Annotated in this window: 15 protein-coding genes; 3 read left to right on the top strand and 12 right to left on the bottom strand. The window is 50.4% G+C overall.

The window, feature by feature from the left end:
• The first annotated feature begins 68 nt into the window (after positions 1 to 68).
• Together fmt and truA are read left to right on the top strand one after the other, a co-directional pair.
• A complete protein-coding gene (gene fmt / locus ACR9YC_RS05940; protein WP_438731169.1) occupies positions 69 to 974 on the top strand; it encodes a methionyl-tRNA formyltransferase in 906 nt (301 codons plus the stop codon).
• Positions 971 to 1,720, top strand: a complete 750-nt coding sequence (gene truA / locus ACR9YC_RS05935; protein WP_438731166.1) for a tRNA pseudouridine(38-40) synthase TruA — start codon at positions 971 to 973, stop codon at positions 1,718 to 1,720. The genes fmt and truA overlap by 4 nt, the downstream gene beginning before the upstream one ends.
• 9 nt (positions 1,721 to 1,729) lie before the next feature.
• Here the strand turns inward: truA and ACR9YC_RS05930 are convergent, their stop codons facing one another.
• The 12 genes from ACR9YC_RS05930 to ACR9YC_RS05875 all read right to left on the bottom strand — a co-directional run bounded on the left by ACR9YC_RS05930 (position 1,730) and on the right by ACR9YC_RS05875 (position 17,967).
• Positions 1,730 to 3,625, bottom strand: coding sequence for an XrtA/PEP-CTERM system amidotransferase (locus ACR9YC_RS05930; RefSeq protein ID WP_438731635.1), 1,896 nt, complete (start codon positions 3,623 to 3,625; stop codon positions 1,730 to 1,732).
• 34 nt (positions 3,626 to 3,659) lie between these two features.
• Positions 3,660 to 5,231, bottom strand: coding sequence for an exosortase A (gene xrtA, locus ACR9YC_RS05925; protein WP_438731163.1), 1,572 nt, complete (start codon positions 5,229 to 5,231; stop codon positions 3,660 to 3,662).
• On the bottom strand, positions 5,228 to 6,451 hold the full coding sequence (locus tag ACR9YC_RS05920; RefSeq protein ID WP_438731161.1) for a TIGR03087 family PEP-CTERM/XrtA system glycosyltransferase: 1,224 nt from the start codon (positions 6,449 to 6,451) through the stop codon (positions 5,228 to 5,230). The genes xrtA and ACR9YC_RS05920 overlap by 4 nt, the downstream gene beginning before the upstream one ends.
• On the bottom strand, positions 6,451 to 7,548 hold the full coding sequence (locus ACR9YC_RS05915; protein WP_438731159.1) for a FemAB family XrtA/PEP-CTERM system-associated protein: 1,098 nt from the start codon (positions 7,546 to 7,548) through the stop codon (positions 6,451 to 6,453). The genes ACR9YC_RS05920 and ACR9YC_RS05915 overlap by 1 nt, the downstream gene beginning before the upstream one ends.
• The gene (locus ACR9YC_RS05910) at positions 7,545 to 8,432 is read right to left on the bottom strand and encodes an XrtA system polysaccharide deacetylase (RefSeq protein ID WP_438731156.1); all 888 of its coding nucleotides are present in this window, start codon (positions 8,430 to 8,432) and stop codon (positions 7,545 to 7,547) included. The genes ACR9YC_RS05915 and ACR9YC_RS05910 overlap by 4 nt, the downstream gene beginning before the upstream one ends.
• A gap of 52 nt (positions 8,433 to 8,484) precedes the next feature.
• A complete protein-coding gene (locus tag ACR9YC_RS05905) occupies positions 8,485 to 9,723 on the bottom strand; it encodes an XrtA/PEP-CTERM system-associated ATPase (protein ID WP_438731153.1) in 1,239 nt (412 codons plus the stop codon).
• 69 nt (positions 9,724 to 9,792) lie between these two features.
• The gene (locus ACR9YC_RS05900) at positions 9,793 to 11,481 is read right to left on the bottom strand and encodes a hypothetical protein (RefSeq protein WP_438731150.1); all 1,689 of its coding nucleotides are present in this window, start codon (positions 11,479 to 11,481) and stop codon (positions 9,793 to 9,795) included.
• The gene (locus ACR9YC_RS05895; RefSeq protein ID WP_438731147.1) at positions 11,481 to 12,530 is read right to left on the bottom strand and encodes an AAA family ATPase; all 1,050 of its coding nucleotides are present in this window, start codon (positions 12,528 to 12,530) and stop codon (positions 11,481 to 11,483) included. The genes ACR9YC_RS05900 and ACR9YC_RS05895 overlap by 1 nt, the downstream gene beginning before the upstream one ends.
• A gap of 11 nt (positions 12,531 to 12,541) precedes the next feature.
• A complete protein-coding gene (locus ACR9YC_RS05890; protein ID WP_438731144.1) occupies positions 12,542 to 14,080 on the bottom strand; it encodes an XrtA system polysaccharide chain length determinant in 1,539 nt (512 codons plus the stop codon).
• 72 nt (positions 14,081 to 14,152) lie between these two features.
• Complete coding sequence (locus ACR9YC_RS05885) at positions 14,153 to 14,794, bottom strand: XrtA/PEP-CTERM system exopolysaccharide export protein (RefSeq protein ID WP_438731141.1); 642 nt, start codon at positions 14,792 to 14,794, stop codon at positions 14,153 to 14,155.
• 297 nt (positions 14,795 to 15,091) lie between these two features.
• Positions 15,092 to 16,375 carry a pyridoxal-dependent decarboxylase, exosortase A system-associated gene (locus ACR9YC_RS05880; protein ID WP_438731138.1) on the bottom strand — a complete coding sequence of 428 codons (1,284 nt, stop codon included), beginning with the start codon at positions 16,373 to 16,375 and terminating at the stop codon, positions 15,092 to 15,094.
• On the bottom strand, positions 16,372 to 17,967 hold the full coding sequence (locus ACR9YC_RS05875; RefSeq protein WP_438731135.1) for an acyl-CoA ligase (AMP-forming), exosortase A system-associated: 1,596 nt from the start codon (positions 17,965 to 17,967) through the stop codon (positions 16,372 to 16,374). Before ACR9YC_RS05875 ends, ACR9YC_RS05880 begins: the two co-directional genes overlap by 4 nt.
• 77 nt (positions 17,968 to 18,044) lie before the next feature.
• Between ACR9YC_RS05875 and ACR9YC_RS05870 the strand changes: the two genes are divergently transcribed.
• Positions 18,045 to 19,100 carry a GNAT family N-acetyltransferase gene (locus tag ACR9YC_RS05870; protein ID WP_438731133.1) on the top strand — a complete coding sequence of 352 codons (1,056 nt, stop codon included), beginning with the start codon at positions 18,045 to 18,047 and terminating at the stop codon, positions 19,098 to 19,100.
• Positions 19,101 to 19,109 lie beyond the last annotated feature (9 nt).

Here is a 19,109-nt window from a genome sequence, read left to right as displayed (position 1 = left end):
CAAGCCGGTCATTATCTTACGCAAAGATTGCCAGATCATGGCATATCACTGGCAGTTGGAGAGAAGAGATGCGGATCGTTATCATGGGTACACCGGATTTTGCGGTCCCAACTTTGCAGACTTTATATGATCGAGGTCACGACATTGCTGCTGTATATTGCCAGCCTCCGCGTGCCGCCGGGCGCGGTAAGAAGCTGCGCCCCTCTCCCATGCAGGCCTGTGCTGAGAAACTGGGTCTGACCGTCCTGCACCCTGAAAGCCTGAAAACCGCAGAGGCGCAGAGTCAATTTGCTGCATTACAGCCCGATATTGCCGTGGTTGCCGCTTATGGACTGATCCTGCCGCAAGTTGTTCTGGATATTCCCCGCCATGGCTGCCTTAATGTTCACGGGTCTTTATTGCCCCGATGGCGCGGTGCTGCGCCAGTACAACGGGCAATATTGGCTGGGGATGAACAGACAGGCGTTACCATAATGCAGATGGAGGCTGGACTGGATACTGGCCCCATGCTGACCAAAGCCGTGACGCAGATTGCCGATAAAAATGCAGGAGAGCTGACGGACGAGATCGCGAAGATGGGCGCACAGCTTATGGCTGAAACCCTTGATGATCTGGAGAATATATCGCCAGAGCCGCAACCCGAAACAGGCGTGACCTATGCAAAGAAGATAGAAAAGGCAGAAGGCCACATTAATTTTGAACAAAGCGCCATTGATGTTGAGCGACAAATACGTGCTTTCACTCCATGGCCCGGCGCATTTTTTGAGGTAGATGGCGTGCGTTACCGTGTACATAGCGCTCAAATCTTGGAACAAAATGGCATGGCTGCTACTGTTCTGGATGAGAAACTTGCCATCGCCACAGATGACGGCGCCATTCGCCCTATCATTATTCAAAAAGCTGGAAAACCCGCCATGCCATTGGCAGATTTCCTACGCGGTACCAGCATTGCCAAAGGCACGGTAGTGACATGACGCGATATGCGCTGACATTAGAATTTGATGGCCGCCCTTATATGGGACTGCAACGTCAAAAGCATGGGCCATCGGTGCAGGAAGCCGTGGAAACCGCAGCAAAGGCAGTATCCGGCGAGGATGTAACAATGGTCGCCGCAGGGCGCACAGATGCCGGCGTCCATGCCTTAGCGATGCGCGCGCATATCGACATCTCCAAATCGCTCACCCCTTTCAGGTTGGGCGAAGCACTCAATGCCCATTTGCGGCCACAGCCCATTGCAGTGACCGATTGCCAAATTGTTGATGATGACTGGCACGCCCGGTTTGACTGTCTGGCACGCCATTATCGCTACACGATCATTAATCGCAGAGCCCCGCTAAGCTGGCAAAAGGGTCTTGCATGGCAAGTGGCCAAAGAGCTGGATGCGCAGGCGATGCATGATGCTGCACAATTACTGGTCGGGCTGCATGACTTTACGACATTTCGCTCTGCCCATTGCCAATCCCAAAGTCCGGTGAAAACTTTGGACAGGCTGGATATTGTTCGCGATGGCGATGATATTCATTGTGAAGTTTCGGCGCGATCATTTCTGCATCATCAAGTCCGGTCTATGGTCGGATGCTTGATGATGGTTGGCCGCGGTGACTGGAGCGAGAGTGATTTAAAAGATGCGCTGGATGCAGCCGATAGGCATGCGCTTGGACTCAACGCCCCGCCGGACGGACTGTATTTTGTAAAAGCTGATTATCCTGACGAAGGTTAATGGCGGTTTTTAGAGGCTGAACAAATTTTTCATCGCTTTGTCGAGCATGATCATCTGCCATAAAGACCGACCGGAATCGCGATAGCCAGCAATATGCTCCTCAGCCATTTTTGATAAAGCAGCTTCATCAAACCAGCCTGTTCGTGCCAGCCCATCAGGAGCCGCGATACTGCGTGCAGTGTCTGCCAAGGGTCCGCGAAGCCACTGGCTGATCGGCGTGACAAAGCCCATTTTGGGTCGGTAGAGTATCTCTTCGGGCAAATACCGCTCCATGGTCTTTTTCATCAGCCATTTGCCCTGCCCGCCTTGCACCCGATATTTTTCCGGCAAACGCGCGGCAAATTCTATCAGACGATAATCCAGTAACGGCTCACGCGCTTCTAGGCTAACCGCCATGCTGGTCCGGTCCACCTTGGTCAATATGTCACCCGGCAGCCATAAGGTGAGATCAGCATATTGCGCACGGTCCAAACCGCTTCTGGCAGGGGCATCAGCCATCATCGCCACAGCTTCAGCCTCGGCATTATAGCCTTGTAGCGCTTTGGTAAGCGCTGGGCGATACAATGCGCTGCGCTGCGCCTGCGCGGTTACTGCCAGAGCATCAGCATAGGCCCGGTTACCATCAGCCGCCAAAGCCAGCAAAGTGGTTTTGGCGCGCAATGGCCGCGGTGCCCAATCGGCCTTGGGATAGATTGCCCCCAATGTGCCAAATACAGTCTTGCGCAGTCCCGCGGGGAGCATGGATCGCACCCGTTCCTCACCATGGTGAAAGACATGACGGCGATATCCAGCCAGTGCCTCGTCAGCACCATCGCCAGAGAGCGCCACAGTCACATTTTTCCGCGCCAATGCACACACTTGCAATGTCGGCAAGGCAGATCCGTCGGCAAATGGTTCATCAAATATTCCCGCAAGCTCATCAACCAGGCCAAAATCATCAGATGTTACCGTTTGCGCGTGGTGATTGGTTGCAAATAAAGTGGCGATCCGTTCCGCATAATTGCTCTCATCAAGCTGCTTGCTGTCAAAGCCTATTGAGCACGTCTCAACTGCAGATTTGCTGCGCTCTGCCATTAGAGCCACTACAGTAGAGCTATCAACCCCGCCTGACAAAAACGCGCCCAGAGGAACATCGGAGATCATCCGCAAGCCAACAGCATCCTGCATAAGGGCAAGCAGTTCATCTTGTAACTCGGCTTGCGAAGCATTGCTGCGTTCGCGAAAGTCGGCTTGCCAATAGCGTTTTGGCGAGACTTCACTTTGCCCTGCCATGAAACGCACAATATGTCCTGCCGCGAGCTTCTTCACGCCGCGCACCAAGCACAAATGATCAGGCACATAACCCCAAGCCAGAAACGCCTCTACCGCACGTTCATCTGGCGCAGGCCGCAGGGCCGGATGCACCATAAGGGCTTTCAGTTCTGATGCGAAGATAATCCCACCATCTGGCAGGCTGGTATAAAAAAGCGGCTTTACGCCCAACCTGTCACGCACCAGCGTTAAGCTATGGTCTTCACGGTCATAAATGGCAAAGGCGAACATGCCATTGAGTCGCGCTATTGCCCCCTCACCCCAGCGCCGCCATGCGAGCAGAATGACCTCTGTATCACTCGCTGTCTGGAAGACATCACCTTCGGCTTCCAGCTCTTTGCGAATGGCCTGAAAATTATAGACCTCACCATTATAGCTTATGACATAGCGCCCCTCAGGCGATTGCATGGGCTGTGCGCCCCCGGCAAGATCGATAATGGACAGCCGTCTGTGCCCCAGACCAATGCCGCGGTCTGTCCACACACCTTCACCATCCGGCCCGCGATGCGCCAAGGCATCCGCCATCAGCTTAACACGCGCAGGATCAACCGGCTTGGGTGTGTCTGGATAAAATATCCCGGTAATTCCGCACATTAGATAATATTCTTTTGCAGAGTGAGAGACATATTCATTGGCCGGATGCAATCTTGCGGGCAAGCTGCTCAAGCCCATCATTATCATCCACAAAGGCCTGCATTGCGGCTGCAGCTGGCATGCCTTCACTATCTTCAGACGAGACAATCAGAACGCCTGCTGGCTGATGCCGCCCTATTAGCCGATCTTGCAGCATTGCAATTTTAATACGCGTGGCACTTGCCGAAACTGTATCACCATAGATATAAATGCTCGCGGCTTCTCTATGCACTGGCCCTGGTGCGGTCAGCCTTATTGAGGGCACATCGCCAATAGCGGTTCCATTTGCCGCCCATGCCCATTCACTCTCTGGATCAAAGGCACCTTGGCCATAGCCGATCAGTTCCTTGCCATCCGACTGACGATCATAAAGCGCGAAATATAGGGTTACTTTTGCGCCCTGCTTATTCACATAGCTTTGCATTATTTCATGCGCAGCGCCTTTTTGAATAGGTTGCCATGGCGCATTAAAACGGTCTTCACTTGCTTGCCATGCGCTTACATTTGGCGTCTTAATCTGCTCTGGCAGAACAGCGCTGGCATTAGTGGTAAGCGCGAACCACAGCATGGGCAGCGCAATAATTGCGGCCGTTATTGCCAATGGTTTATAAGAACGGGCCGTCATACTCTGTTTGCCGATGAAGCGGCTGATATCAGAGTGCCCTAAATCATCCAGGCCACGATCAAAAAAAGGCCAGGCCGTGCCCATCACTGCAATCAGAACAAATGCAAAGAAGAACCAGCCGTAAAAAACATGGTCAAAACCGGTCGCGAAATCGAGACTGTAATGATGGGCAATATAGATTGTGCCCCACGCCCGCACACCATTGGCCAATATGGGGAATGCGAAGCATGCGATAAGAAAGGCTATGCGCCGTAACCAAGACTGAAAACAGACATGCGCGACCAGCACGCCATAAGCAATCATTGCAATAAGGAATTTTACCCCTGAACACGCCTCGGCAACTTCAAAATATCCTGTAGGGGTCGATATAAATACGCCCTCGCGAAATGCGGGAATATTGGCCCAGCCTAGTAATATCATTGAGATATCAGCAGTAACCGTTTGCAGCCATGGGACAATTTCCTCACCCACAGGAACCAAGAAAAATGCATAGAGAAGCGGGAAAATAAGAATACGGCTCGCGGCAATTCCGCAAAATGCCATGGCGCTGCCCTGCAACATCACAACAAAAGCGATATGGCGAAACAGAGCAATGCCCGATGCCTCCCCAATTACCCATGCTAATGCACCGCCCAAAAGCCATAATGCGCCAAAAAAGCTGAAACGGGGAAATATGTTTTTCAGTTGCGGCAAATATTGCCACACCAACCAGCCGATAATCGACGGTATCAGCAATATATGATTATAGGTCGAGACATTCCACCAAATGGTCACCATGTCGCTAAGGTCTGACCAGAAGAGCAGACACAAGGCCAACCATGATAAAGCCAAATGCGATAAAGGCTGCTGCCAATATGGCGGCACAATATCAATACCAAAGCGCGAAGATTTGGTCGCTTGTGATTGCCCAACAGCTTTATCGGAGGTCTGAGCCAGTGTCACAGCATCTCTTCTCGGTTCCCGCCATTACCCAATATAAGCTCTGGCAAGTCGCTCAACATAGCATTCCAACTCATAGTATCTTGAACATGGCGCCGCGCCGCAATGCCTATAGCACGCAGTTTCTTTCCGCGTTTGAACATGGAATTGATATATTCAACCATCTCATCGTCATTTTGCGATACGCAAAAATGAACACCATCCTCCGCATCAATTCCGGTGGCTGCCTCACGCGATGCGAAAACAGTCTTTTCCATCGCCATCGCTTCAAGCACTTTATTCTGCACGCCCCGTGCTACTGACAAAGGCGCAACAACCATCTTTGCCCCCGACAGCCATGGGCGAACATCATCAACTTCGCCGGTAACAATAACTGTCTCACCATTATGTAAAGACTGCACAGCCTCTGTTGGTTGCCGACCGACTATGACAAACCTAGCATCTGGGTTTTCCTCTAGAATTTGTGGCATCATATCCAGAGCAAAGCGCGTTACAGCCTCTATATTTGGTGGATAGTCCATTTGACCAGTAAACAATATGTCAGCATCAGAGACTTGTCCGGCAAGTGTGGTCAGGCTGATACTGCGAGGGTCATAGAAAGATGTATCAATACCATTAGACAAGGTGCACACATTAGCTTGGCAATTTGGTGCCAAAGTCCGGAATACCTCCACTTCATTATCGCTCACAAATGTCGAAACATCGGCTTTTTCAGCCATGGCAATTTCAAATTTGCGCAATAACCGCGCTTCTCTGGCATAGATATACGCCATTGCTATGCCCGCACTTTCGGCATAGCTGGCGAACTTTTCGGAATCCATATCGACAAAATCTATAACAATTCTGCCCTTGTAATCATCGGGAATATATTGCGCCATTTGGCCAGAAAAAACAAATATGGTCTTGATCTGAAATTCAGTGACAACAGAGCGTACATATTTGGCGATGTCCTGATCATAAAATGATGTCAGAGAAATAGGCTTTCCGGTCATAAGGCCTTGTAAACCAGCCAAGTTCATAGATTTGTGCCGCCGGACAAGGCAATAACTCTGCGAAAGTGATGCCAGATCACCTTCATGTGCCATCTCTGAAGCGCTGTCCGCAAAGCAGGCAATATGGACAGGTGAGATCCGCGCAATAGCCCTTATAAGGTGATGAGAACGTATCTTATCACCGCGATCAGGTGGAAAGGGAATGCGATGCGCGAGAAAAAGGACCGACATTATCCCAACCCACGTGCAATAACTGGCCCCAATATATTGGCTATCGGCAGCGGCAATTTCTGCCAAAGTTTAATCCGCGCCTGATATTTGGGGCTGAGTGGATTGATATCCCGTGGCGGTGTGCCATCTGCAGCTCTCACTGCATAAGCGAGAGGTCTTCCCTCAAAACCCCAATTCTTTTTAAAATGCGCTGCGCCGGTATCAACTTTGGACCGACCAAAATCAAAGGCATGGCAGCCACGCTCTCGTGCGTGGTTCATCAATGCATAATACATAATGTCATTGGCTCGCAATTGCCGCGCATCAAATGTGCCCCCGCCCCAATAGGGCATAACATGGCCATTATGATAAAGGCTCAATACTGAGGCAACGGGCTTTTCATTATCAAGAACGGTCAATATGTCCGCCGCATCGCCAAAAGTTTTCAAAACTTCGCGAAATAGCGGCTTTGGAAAGACCGGCGTTCCCAAATTGCGGACACTTTCTGAATAGACCTGATAGTGCCATTTTAGATCTTGAACATCGCTGCCGATGCGTATCGTCAGGTTATTCTTCAATCCTTTACGGACCTCTGCGCGTTGTTTGCGCGGAATGACTTTCAACTGCGTTTCGTCATCCTCAGCAAGCAGCGTGACAAATCCCAAATGACTATCGGTTTTGTGATGCCATCCTGCACCCTTAGGCAGCATACCGCCGCGCAGTTCTGCAGTAGGGCAATTAAGGGTGTTGGCCAGATTCCAAAACGCTTCGGCCAGATCATTCACGATCACATCATCATTGGCCATTATGCCGCCGCCGACTGCAAAACCTGTCGAAACCAAGGCCTTTCCAAAAAGCATTGAGCTAATCATATGGCATGGCAACACTCCGCAAACATCACTGCCGCGACGCGCTAACAACAGCCACGACTTATGGCCTGTGGCATTGGTGATTGCGTCTATCCAAGCAAGACTATGGAAGGCAGTAGCGTTGTCGAGACCAATATAGGATTGGTAGCAAGCGCGTGCAGCCTGATCATGGCTATCCGCTATCTGTACAGAGGCAGGCTCATCCACCCTCAAAACCTCTAATGCGGATTGGTCCAACGGCATATTCATGCCGCAGCCTTAGCCGTCACTTCTTGCTGATCCACATCCATAGCGGCAACAAGCTCGTCCATACGGTCCCATGAAAACTCGTGCGTCAGCTTACGCAACTTATCTGCCATGGCGCTTAATCGCGCATAATGGCGCAAACGTGACTTTAGTGGTGCATTATCAACGCGCGGTTGGTCAGGGTCAATTTCCCAAGGGTGAAAATAGAATATTGCTGGCTGTCCATCACGCTGGTTCACACGTTGAATAGCCCAACGCGATACTGGATAAGGGAACAAACGGAAAAAGCCGCCGCCGCCAGCTGCAAAGTTGCGATTATTCATCCGTACAGTTGTAACCGGCACCTCAATCAAAGGCGCATCAGCCAGCGGACGATAAGCAAAGCGCGGAGCATCAGGCCAGCCATAATGATCATGCTGCAATGGCGCGACGCTGGATGAGTAAACATAGCCTTTTTCTGCGAGAATCCTATGCGCAAAAGGTGTGCGTTGATCGATAGAAAAACTTGGAGCACGATATCCCGTGACCGCCTGTCCGCCAGCATCCTCAAGTGTCTTTTTCGCTCTGTCGATATCAGCAGCAAATTCTTCAGCACTCATCGTGAAAACGCGCGCATGTGCCCAGCCATGGCTTGCTACTTCATGACCAGCATCGACAATACGGCGTATCAATGCCGGGTAACGCTTTGCCACCCAGCCCAAAGTGAAAAATGTAGCGGATACACCAGCCTCGGCAAATAGCGCGATAACGGCATCTGTATTTGTCTCGACACGATGTTGCAGGGCGTCCCAGTCAGCAGGGTCAATTGTGTTTTCAAAAGCACCGACTTGGAACCAGTCCTCAATATCGACGGAAAGCCCGTTGGTCAGCGGTGTTGCTTTTGTCATCAAGCCGATCCTATCACTGCTTTTACTCTATTACCACGCCTCATTATGGAGGTCAGGCAGCGCGGCGTACCCTTACATCTTCAGCTTCAACCCAGCCAATAAGCTTGGTTACGATCCGACGCATTGCGCGTTCCTGTTCTGCCATACGCGCCTCTAAAGCGCCAACTCTATCTGCAGTCGCCATCAAGTCCTGCATATTGACCTGTTTGGCTTCCAGCTTCTGCTCAAGACCGGCAATCCGCTCCAACACCAATGCCATTGCCTCTGCCCGCGCGGCTTCGCGCTCCTCCAACTCGGCCTGAAAAGCCTCATGTTGCGCGCTGTCCACGAATTGCATAGCGGAACTAAACTCATCCATGCCCGGCTCAGGTGCTAGGTCGTTGATGTCGTCTTCCTGCATCGGCCCTTGATCAATATCTTCGTCAGATTGTTCATCATCAGCTTGGTTCATCACTGCAGTCTGCACTTTGGGCATAGGAACATCGGAAACAATATCGGCATGGACAGCGCGGACCAATAGCCCGGAGACCATATCCGCTTCTTCCATTGCGCCCATAAGCAAAACACGGCTCATAAAGGCGTTGAGCAGCCGTGGTATACCCTGACTATATTCATAGATTTCTGCAATGGCTCCGTTAGAAAACCCAGGCGTACCATCCCAGCCAGCTTTGCGCAGTCTATGCTCAATATAAGGCTGTACTTCGTCTTCGCTCATCCCTTCAAGATGGTGCGTTGCGATAACACGCTGGCGCAATTGCTCTAATGCATCATCCCCATGCAGCATATCGCGAAATTCAGGCTGGCCGAGCAGGAAAATCTGGAGCAATGCCTGATTACCCAGTTGCAAGTTGGAAAGCATACGCAGCTCTTCCAAAGCATTGCGGTCAAGCATCTGTGCTTCATCAACAATCAGCAATGAACGGCGTCCATGCCGCGCCTGATCATGAAAATGGCTTTCCAATGCAGTGAGCAGCGTGGCTTTGTCCATACCGGCAGGCGAAAGGCCAAATTGAATGGCAATCATCTGTAGTAAATCGCTCGCACCCAGTTGGCTGCTGACAATCTGCGCAACATTAAGACGGGTTGTATCAATGGTGCGCATCAAATGGGCGACCAAGGTGCTTTTTCCTGAGCCAATCTCGCCGGTGATGACAATAAAGCCCTCACCTTGCGCCAGCCCATAGCCAAGATAAGACAAGGCTTTACGGTGCGTCCGGCTATCAAAATAATAGTCAGGGTCAGGCGTTAACTGGAACGGCCGAGCGTTCAAACCATAATAGTCTTCGTACATTGTCTTTTCCCTATCGCAAAACGCGGTCTGGTTTATTCATTTTTATATCTGCTACTTAGGCGCAGTATTTTAGAAAGAATATCGTAATCCAAGCAGTGCAGATGCCGTAACCTGGTCGTCGAAACCTTCTTGATCAAAGCTATCAATGCCCAATGCAGCGCTTGCTGTCAGACCACGTGTGATCGAACGCAAATAGGCAGCATTGGCACCCAATGTCAGCACATCACCAGCATCTTGGAAGCCACTATCCAAATAATTGGCATAAATAGCAGTATTGAACGAGGAAGCCTGATCAATTTGCGTACTGGCAAAGAATGTGCCGAAAATATTCTGATCCAAATTGCCCGCAATATCTGACAGAGCGCCCAATTCAGAATTCAGGAAGCGGCGGCGATTATAGCCAGCAGCAAAACCGGTTTGCCATCCCCCCAATTGTGTAGACAAAGATGCCGTCACACCGCGAGAACGGAAGATTGAGGATGACGCCGTTTGCAACGCATTATTGAAAGACACATTATTGGCATTGCCCAATACATTATTGTTCAAATCGCCCGTAAGTGGGTTACGGAAGCTATCAAACTGTGTTGGTAGCAGCGCCAGATTGTCATTCAACAGCCCGCCAAAGCCAGAGACAGTATCAAAGGCCGAAATAGTAAACACAGTCCGTGAATTTGGCTGATAGTTTAGATTTCCGATATAAGTGGTGCTGCCAAAACGGCGACCGACACGTGCTTCTAGCGATGTTCGGCGGCTTGGGCGCCACAACACACCAGCATCCCAGATCAACCCATCAGTATCAAAGGACAAAAGACGCGGCGAAGCGCTGTCTGTGACCAGACGGCCATCTGCACCAACAACTGGGTTGCCAGCGGCATCTCGGACGGCGTCTCGTTCGCTTACAGACACATCCTCATAGCCAATACCGCCGACCAGAGACACAGACTGAGTAATAGGTAGCGTCACATCAGCACGGCCAAAAAAATCTTCAAACCGTTGATCAAGCTGTTCAGTATCTTCCCGTCTGTAACTTGCGCTTAGTGCCCAACCAAATGGTAGGCCTGAAACATTTGGCTGTTGGCCAACACCAAAATTCGCGACATGGCTAATGCTATCATCGAAAACGTCCAATGCGGGCTGACCACCGGCAATCAATACATCATTGTCACTTTCGACAAGTGTATAACCTGCGCGATAAGCACCATTGACAGACAGTGAACCGACATTTGTTGCTAAGGTTGGCCCCGCAAATACGGTATAGACCTGTGTTACATTGTCGACATTGCCGACCAAGTTAGCAGGTTGTATTCCGCGCGCATCAATACGTGAACGTGTAGCCAACGCCCCTGCATCAAAGTTTAAAGCGCCGGGTATGACGTTGACACTGCCACGCGCGATGCCACTGACAATATCCTGATCGCCAATATCATCACCATAATCAATTCTGCGCTCATAGCGTAGGCTGATCTGGCCTTCGGCGCGTGATGTACGTGCGCTGGCATCAACACCCACAGCAACTACGCTATAGGTCAAAACCTCGTCACCAGGCGTTAGCTGCGCCAATAATACCTGCCCCAATTCAATATAGGGCGTAATATTGGTCCGGCGTCCTGAACGATCACCATCGTCATTTCTTGTAGGCTCGGAAAATGCGCCGTCATCGACGGGCAATTGCTGTGCATGTAAGGCGGTCGTAGAACCTGCCATCAGGACTATGCCTAATGCGATATTTCCAGTTAGCCTGTTAAGGGAATAGGCCATTATTCTTCTCCATAGCCGTAATAGGAACCGAAACTGCGTCCGGTTGCCGAGAATTTCACTCCATTGAGCATTAATTGAATCTTGTCACAGCGCGCGACTAGGCTCAGCGCATCGCGCAATGCTGTCTCGCTGGTTTTGTCTGCACGCACGATCATCAATGCCTGACCAACATGGGATGCCAGTTCAGAAGCTGGTGAGGCAGCAAGTGCTGGCGGGGAATCAAAAATCATAATCCGCCGTGGATCTTCGTCTGCCAATTGATCAAGCACTTCTCCGGTACGCGCAGAGGCTAGAAACTCTGTATCCAAATTGGTTCTGTTACCTGCCGGCAAAATCGAAAAACCTGGAATATCCGTCGGTACGATAAGATCAGCCATATCATATTGATCATTGCTGAGCGCATCCATCAATCCTGCTTGACGACGCAAACCAAAGATAGAGCTTGCCCCTGGTTTTGCGATGTCAGCATCGATAAGCAACACATTATAATCTTGTTCTGCTGCTATTGAGAGAGCAAGGTTAATAGCGCAAAAAGTCTTACCTTCACCCGATTGTGCGGAGCAAATTAATATCCTGTTTGCCAAACTGTCAAAGTCGCCTTTACGGCTGGATGACACATGTGAAAGCAATTGCCGCTTTACAATGCGAAATTCCTCCGAAAGACCTGTGACGGGTCCATCAGGAACAATGAAGTTTGCATCTCTCAGGGCATCGCGGTCGATTTCCTGAACCGGCTGACTCGTTGGTCGCCTATGCTTAGCTTTTGTGGTCTGTTGAGTTTCAGTCGGCTCTGCGCTTCGATTGGCGTTTTCAACCGCTTGTTGATCAGCTTCTATCGCTACATCGGCAATATTCTGCAACATGCTCAAATTCGGTGTCACTACAGCCTCTTGCGGCTCAACCACCTTCTGCGATTCAATAGGAAGCGCTTCTTTATCAATAGTTTGAGAAAGATTGCTGATATTGGATAGGTCGTAGCGATCAGCTGCTTTTTCCAGCAGTGATCGGCCGTCCTTACCGGTACCACCCAAGGGTCTATATTCTGTCATCTTCTTACCCTTCACACCACTGAACCACGTTCGACGACCTCGAGCGCTTGCAAGATTCCGAACAACACCAATAATCCAACAGCACTTCCATAAAACCACCGCATGCGACGTTTACGCAGCTCTCGCTGGGCATTAGTAAGTGTGTGGGAAATTGAGCCGAGAACAGGCAAACCCGCCGCCTTTGCAAGGCGTTCTGCCGTTGCATAGCTAGCTTTGATTTGGGCCAATGCGAAAGCCGCTGCAATGCCACCGCCAACACCAGCTGCCAGAACCATTGCCAGCAAAAGCGGGCGATTAGGATCAACTGGTGACGTCGGCGCACTTGGCGGATCTGTAACGCTAAAGCGCAATGCATCAGTTTCTGTTTGCACCTGCCCCCGCAAGCGCAGCGCCTCGCGCTGTTCCAACAGTTCGTCATATTGGTTTTTCAAAACTTCATAGTCGCGGTTCAGTTGAGACTGTTCAGCAGCCAAGCCGGGTTCCGTTGCTTGTTTATCCCGAAGGCTGGCAATATCAGCTTCCAGCACAGCTTTTTGTTGCAACAATGCAGCAACATTTGCCTGACGATCGGCTTGTAAACTTTGCAAAGATGAATAAGCCGGATTGGGTTGTGTTATTGTGGTGCTGCCCGAAGGCTCGTTCGCCGCACGGGTTCGCAAATCTGCGACCTCTCTTTGTGCAGAAACAATATCAGGGTGCTGATCGGTTAAGCCGCGTGCACGCAGAACAGACAGTCGCTGCTGGGCCTGAGCCAGTTGCCCACGTGCACCGCCGCCACTACCGTTAAAGCTTGGCGTACTAATGGTGGGTGATGTCGAGCCCAATTGTGAATTTAATGCATTGAGCGATGCTTGGGCGGATGACAATTCTGCATTTATCCTACGCAGATCATCATTGGTTTTTGATAGCCGCTGACCAATTGAGCCAGATCCAGGCAACAGGCCCAGATTTTGTGTCTCAAAAGCAACGCGCCTTGCTTCGGCTTCTTCAAGCTCAATCTGGCGAGAGGACAGCTGATCATCAAGGAATTTCAGTGTTTTACGGGTTTCACCTCTGCCGCCGGCAAGATTTTCTTCAACAAAGATATCGATGAGCTTTTGTACAATATCACGCGCAATTTTGGCATTTTCGCCATCGGTCATGTTGGAGTCAGATGATCTGGCCGATATTTCGAAAAAGCCTTCATCCTGTGCGACAACATTGATGTTACCGCGCAACGCATTGACCTTGCCCTGCATCTCTCGCGGAGTGGCAACATTTTGCCCCAAATCGGTCGAACGCACGACTTTTTCAAGGTTTACAGCCGATGTCAGAGATTGTTGAACCTGCTCAATCTCGCGCTGCCGCTCTTGCGCATCCAATTGGTTCTGATTGGGCAAGATGGTATTCATCTGCACCAATATACGCGCACTGGATTCATAGGAATTAGGAATCATTGCAACGGCAAGCCAACCCACCAAGCAAATCACCCAGGCAATAGCCAGTGCAATCCAGCGTCGTTGCCAAACGCTGTGCACTGCAATCCTGAATTCATCGTATAAACCGTTCATCAATCACCCTTTAATGCGCTCCAAATATGCCGGAGCCAGCAATATCTCTCGTCAATCAGCCAGAGCAGCCACTTAAAAACTACTCTGCGGAATAATGATCACGTCACCGGGTAACAAACGCACATTTGCGCTCGTATCCCCGCGCTTGATCAAATCACTTAAACGCAGCCTATATTCCACCGGACGTCCCGTCTGACGATCAACTCTTTGCAATCGTGCTCGGTTCCCTGCTGCGAACTCAGATAATCCGCCCACTGCAATAATAGCATCAAGAAGTGTCAGATCAGCGCGGAAAGGAAGCGAAGCAGGTCGCTCAATAGCGCCAACAATTCTAACAGATTGGGAGCTAACGCCGCCTTCTTGAAAGTCTGTCACGGACACTGACACGATTGGATCTTTAATAAATTGCGATAATTGTACACGAATATCCTGCGCAACCATTGTCGGGGTTTTGCCTGCGACCACCAGATCGGTGATCAATGGCGTGCTGATCCGGCCATCAGGTCGTACGGTAACTTCCGAACTCAATTCCGGATTGCGCCAGACGAAAATAGACAGGCCAGTATAAGGCCCGATAATATATTCATCGCTTACCGGCGCAGTCGTCGAAATTTGTGGTGGTGGCGGTAAGGAACCGACGCCAGCGCAAGCAGAGGTCAACGCCGCCGCACTAAGCGGCAGGGTAAGACGGAATAGAAAACTGTTACTTCGCATAAAATTCGTCCCGTATTTGCATGTGTGATGGAGAATCCATTTAGAGATGGTCCATGCACATATTATGCAACCGAGAATGTCTATAATATGAAAAGGGTGAACAGAGCGTTAGGATTGGCCCGTTAAACGTCAGTAACCATTGGCTGTCCCAATTTGAACCGCACACTTATTACGGTATTAACAATCAGTTATCCATGCCCGTTAAGTGCCTGACTCTATGCCAAAACTTAGGCTTTTCTAGGGCGAATATAGTTAATGAAATGCCTCTAAAAGGGCAATTAAGCGCCAGAAGAGCGATTACTGATCGTTTTTATCGTTAAGTAAAATCTCTATCGCAGGCCCATGCCCAAGGAAATTTACCGGGCTTGCATTGGCACCATAAGCGCCTGCACAGAAGATTATGACCAAATCTCCGACTTCAGCCCGACTCAGTAAGACGCGGTCTCCCAGACGATCAAGCGGGGTGCAAAGACAGCCAACAATATTGACGATTTCTTCGGCGCCATCACGCTGGCTTGCCATTGCAACCGGGTAATTACGGCGCACGACAGTCCCGAAATTACCGCTGGCTGCCAACTGATGATGCAACCCACCATCACATGCGAGGAATATCTCACCATGGCTAATTTTTTTATCAATGACCCGCGTGACATATATTCCAGCTTCGCCAGCCAGATAGCGGCCCAGCTCAATGGCAAATTTGCAGTCCTTCAAAATGACAGGAAGATTGGAAAATTGCCGTTTCAGCTCCTCTCCTATGATATTGAGGTCGACTGGTTTATCTTTGGCAAAATAAGGGATGCCAAAACCGCCACCAAGATTGATATGCTCTGGCGCAACGCCAATGGCATTGGTCAATTGCGCCGCCAAAGCTATCGTATTGGCCTGCGTTTCCGCCAATGCGTCGCTATCCAGCGATTGTGAACCAGCATAAATATGAAAACCACGCCAATGCGCACCAGCGGCTATGATATGGCGAACAAGGACAGGCACACGCTCCTGATCGACCCCAAATGCCTTTGCGCCGCCGCCCATGCGCATACCAGAACCGCGCAAATCAAAATCAGGGTTTACCCTGACTGCAAGACGCGGCTTTGTGCCAAGGGAGTGACCAATTGCGAGACAACGCTCTGCCTCTCCCTCTGACTCCAGATTGATTGTAACCCCTTTTTTGATCGCCAGTTTTAGCTCAGCATCTGTCTTTGCCGGGCCTGCAAAACTCATATGCTGTGGCTGCGCACCATTATCCAACGCCGTTTCAAGTTCGCCGCCAGAGGCCAAATCAATACCGTCACAAAGGCCAATCATATGCCGCAAAAAGGGCGCAAAAGGGTTAGCCTTCATGGCATAATGGATAGCCAGTCGCTCCGGCATGGCGGCGCGCAAATCGTTGACTCTCTGGTCCAAAAGTGCGGCATCGTATAAAAAGGCAGGGGTTTGGCCTATCTCGCCAATCCAATCTTCAACTGCCCTGCCTGCTATATGGATTTTTCCATCGATCAACGGAAAGCCCTTTGGCACAGGTCCAAAAGCTTTGGGTTTGATCTGCTTCTCTGCAGGCACATTCGCGTTGCCACTCATTGACTATATTCCTTTGCCAGCAAGCTGCGATCAATCTTGCCATTGGCATTGCGCGGTAAAGATGGAAGCAAGATTATCTCTTGAGGCACCATATAGCCAGCAATGACCGTTTTCATATATTTGGTAAGATTATCTTTCCATTGCTGCGCATCATTGTCTTCAAGTGAGCCATCTGCTGCGCGTGTTATCAATAGAATTGACTCCCCAAGCCGCGCATCAGGCCGCCCCATGGCTACCGCTTCGCTGACCATATTGGACGACAGAGCCGCCTCTTCCACTTCGCTGGGGCTAATTCTGTTGCCTGACGACTTTATCATCGCATCATTGCGCCCGACAAAATATAACAGACCCGCCGCATCGCGTCTGACAATATCACCCGAATATACAGCTATACCGCCATAGACAGAGCCTTGAGGAGCAGGTTTAAAACGCTTCTTGGTACGTTCTTGATCCTGCCAATAGCCGAGAGACACTAACGGCCCTGCATGCACCAATTCTCCTTCACCCTCACCTTCAATCAATTGCCCTTTTTCGTCGACCAGCATGATCTCGGCAAAGGGAATAGCTTTGCCCATAGAAGTTGGATGGTCATTGACCATATGAGGCGGCAAATAGGTTGAGCGGAAGGCCTCGGTCAGACCATACATGGGGAAAATATCGCTATCGGGAGATTTTTCCTGCAACGCTTTGATTAAACCAGTCGTCAATGCCCCGCCACTATTAGTGAGACGGCGCAAAGATTGTGTCGCACCTTCTGGCCAATCCTGCTCTACAAGCTGCACCCATAGAGGCGGCACAGCAGCCAATGTCGTAATCCGATATTTGGTCAACGCTTTCAAAACATCGCGCGGCGTTAAATAGTCTATTGGGTAGCACGCGCCGCCGGCGTACCAGGTTGAGAGCAGCTGATTCTGACCATAATCAAAACTCAACGGCAATACGCAAAGCGTCCTATCGTCAGCTTGCATCTGCAAATATTGCGCGACGCTTACCGCACCCAACCACATATTTGCATGGCTCAGCATAACGCCTTTTGGCAGACCTGTTGAACCGCTGGTGTATAATATTGCTGCCAATTCATCAGGATCATGATCGGAACCGGAACGCCACTGCGCCTCAGCTTCCGGCAATGTTGCCAGTGCTGTGTCTTCCACCAACTGCAATGCTTCCACGCCTATATTATCCAGCAAGCTCAGCCGCGCTTTATTAGCGATGAGCAGCTTTGTGCCGCTGTCAGAAAGAATGTGCTTCACCTGTAGAGCTTTTAGCTGTGGGTTGACCGGAACATGCACCAACCCCGCTCGTGCCGCGGCCAGTGGCATCAAACAGGCTATATCTGTCTTGTTCAGCCATGTCGCAACCCGGTCACCTTTGACCAAACCATGCGACATCAACCATTGTGCGAGAGCCGCGATACGGAGATTTAACATATCATAGCTAAGAACAGCGCCTCGCAGGACAAGCGCTTCGCTATACTCCCTTCCGCAAAAGGCCAGATGATCTATGGTTTTCGATACAGGTGTTTCCATAGCCACCAATTCTTGCGGGCCAGATGGCTTTGGCGCAGATGGTTTGGATTGTGCATCTTCCATGACAATTATTAACGGCCTTTCTCGCGCATCAGCAACCGGCTATGCACATATCATGCATAATATTGGTCCTTATTGATATGCACGTTTTTGGTGAAAGTTTCGATAATTTTGAATCGGTTGCACAGTTCGCCGGTGCAAAATTGTCGCGCCAGCGCCAGACCAACCTGTTCTTTCGGTATAGCTGGCTGGAAAGCCTTCACCGTCACTGCCTGAATGATCGTGCTATCAAGGTCTATTATGTAGAAGCCATCGACAGCAAAGCGCATGTCTGGCTCTTTCTGGTAAATGAAAAACTGCCCGGCCGACACAGCGCATTGTCCAATTTTTACAGCTTTGTATCTGGCCCGGCTTTTGGCGGTGACTATGATGAAATCACAAAATTGGCATTGTTGCGCGAACTTGCGACGATAGCAGCCAGTAACGGACATAAGATTGCACTGCATGATGTTCCTGATGAAAATGGTGAAGCAACACTGATGCGCAGGGCCTTTCGCCTCACTGGTTGGCAAGTGCGGCATGAACAATGCGATGTGAATCATATCCTGCATGTCAATGGCCGCAGCTTTGATGATTATTGGCGTACGCGCCCGGGGCAAATGCGCTCTACGGTAAGGCGCAAGGCCCGCAGCCATGGCATTACCACCCGAATCGACACCCAGATCACAAAAGAAAATTGGCGCGATTATCGCGATGTCTATCGGCGCAGTTGGAAACCAGATGAAGCCAGTTTCGACTTTCTGCACGAGCTGGCAGTGAATGAAGGGGCAGCAAATGCCCTGCGATTGGGGCTGGCCTATAAAGACGGGCGCGCCATTGCTGCTCAGCTATGGACTGTCGATCACGGCATCGCGCTGATACACAAATTGGCCTATGACGAAGATGAAAAGAAAAGCTCGGCCGGGACAATATTAAGCGCAGCCCTGTTTCAGCATATTATTGACAATGATAAGGCCCGGTTAATCGACTTCGGAACAGGCGATGACGGTTATAAGGCCGATTGGATGGAAACAGCACGCCCTCGGTATAGGCAGGTTTATTATTGGCCGCACTCACCATTTGCATGGCCTGATCTTGCATGGCACGGAACCAAGCGCTTTATTTCTGGCCTTGTCGAAAAAAGCCTGAACGACTAGAGATCCACT

It is taken from the genome of Parasphingorhabdus sp. DH2-15 (assembly GCF_051668705.1).
Classification (GTDB): domain Bacteria; phylum Pseudomonadota; class Alphaproteobacteria; order Sphingomonadales; family Sphingomonadaceae; genus Alterisphingorhabdus.
This window is presented reverse-complemented; position numbering and strand designations above follow the sequence as displayed.

Bases quoted from the DNA above. Each gene is read 5' to 3' on its own strand.
- fmt (WP_438731169.1), top strand. From the start codon at position 69: ATGCGGATCGTTATCATGGGTACACCGGATTTTGCGGTCCCAACTTTG.
- truA (WP_438731166.1), top strand. From the start codon at position 971: ATGACGCGATATGCGCTGACATTAGAATTTGATGGCCGCCCTTATATG.
- ACR9YC_RS05930 (WP_438731635.1), bottom strand. From the start codon at position 3,625: ATGTGCGGAATTACCGGGATATTTTATCCAGACACACCCAAGCCGGTT.
- ACR9YC_RS05920 (WP_438731161.1), bottom strand. From the start codon at position 6,451: ATGTCGGTCCTTTTTCTCGCGCATCGCATTCCCTTTCCACCTGATCGC.
- ACR9YC_RS05915 (WP_438731159.1), bottom strand. From the start codon at position 7,548: ATGAATATGCCGTTGGACCAATCCGCATTAGAGGTTTTGAGGGTGGAT.
- ACR9YC_RS05910 (WP_438731156.1), bottom strand. From the start codon at position 8,432: ATGACAAAAGCAACACCGCTGACCAACGGGCTTTCCGTCGATATTGAG.
- ACR9YC_RS05905 (WP_438731153.1), bottom strand. From the start codon at position 9,723: ATGTACGAAGACTATTATGGTTTGAACGCTCGGCCGTTCCAGTTAACG.
- ACR9YC_RS05900 (WP_438731150.1), bottom strand. From the start codon at position 11,481: ATGGCCTATTCCCTTAACAGGCTAACTGGAAATATCGCATTAGGCATA.
- ACR9YC_RS05895 (WP_438731147.1), bottom strand. From the start codon at position 12,530: ATGACAGAATATAGACCCTTGGGTGGTACCGGTAAGGACGGCCGATCA.
- ACR9YC_RS05890 (WP_438731144.1), bottom strand. From the start codon at position 14,080: ATGAACGGTTTATACGATGAATTCAGGATTGCAGTGCACAGCGTTTGG.
- ACR9YC_RS05885 (WP_438731141.1), bottom strand. From the start codon at position 14,794: ATGCGAAGTAACAGTTTTCTATTCCGTCTTACCCTGCCGCTTAGTGCG.
- ACR9YC_RS05880 (WP_438731138.1), bottom strand. From the start codon at position 16,375: ATGAGTGGCAACGCGAATGTGCCTGCAGAGAAGCAGATCAAACCCAAA.
- ACR9YC_RS05875 (WP_438731135.1), bottom strand. From the start codon at position 17,967: ATGGAAGATGCACAATCCAAACCATCTGCGCCAAAGCCATCTGGCCCG.
- ACR9YC_RS05870 (WP_438731133.1), top strand. From the start codon at position 18,045: ATGCACGTTTTTGGTGAAAGTTTCGATAATTTTGAATCGGTTGCACAG.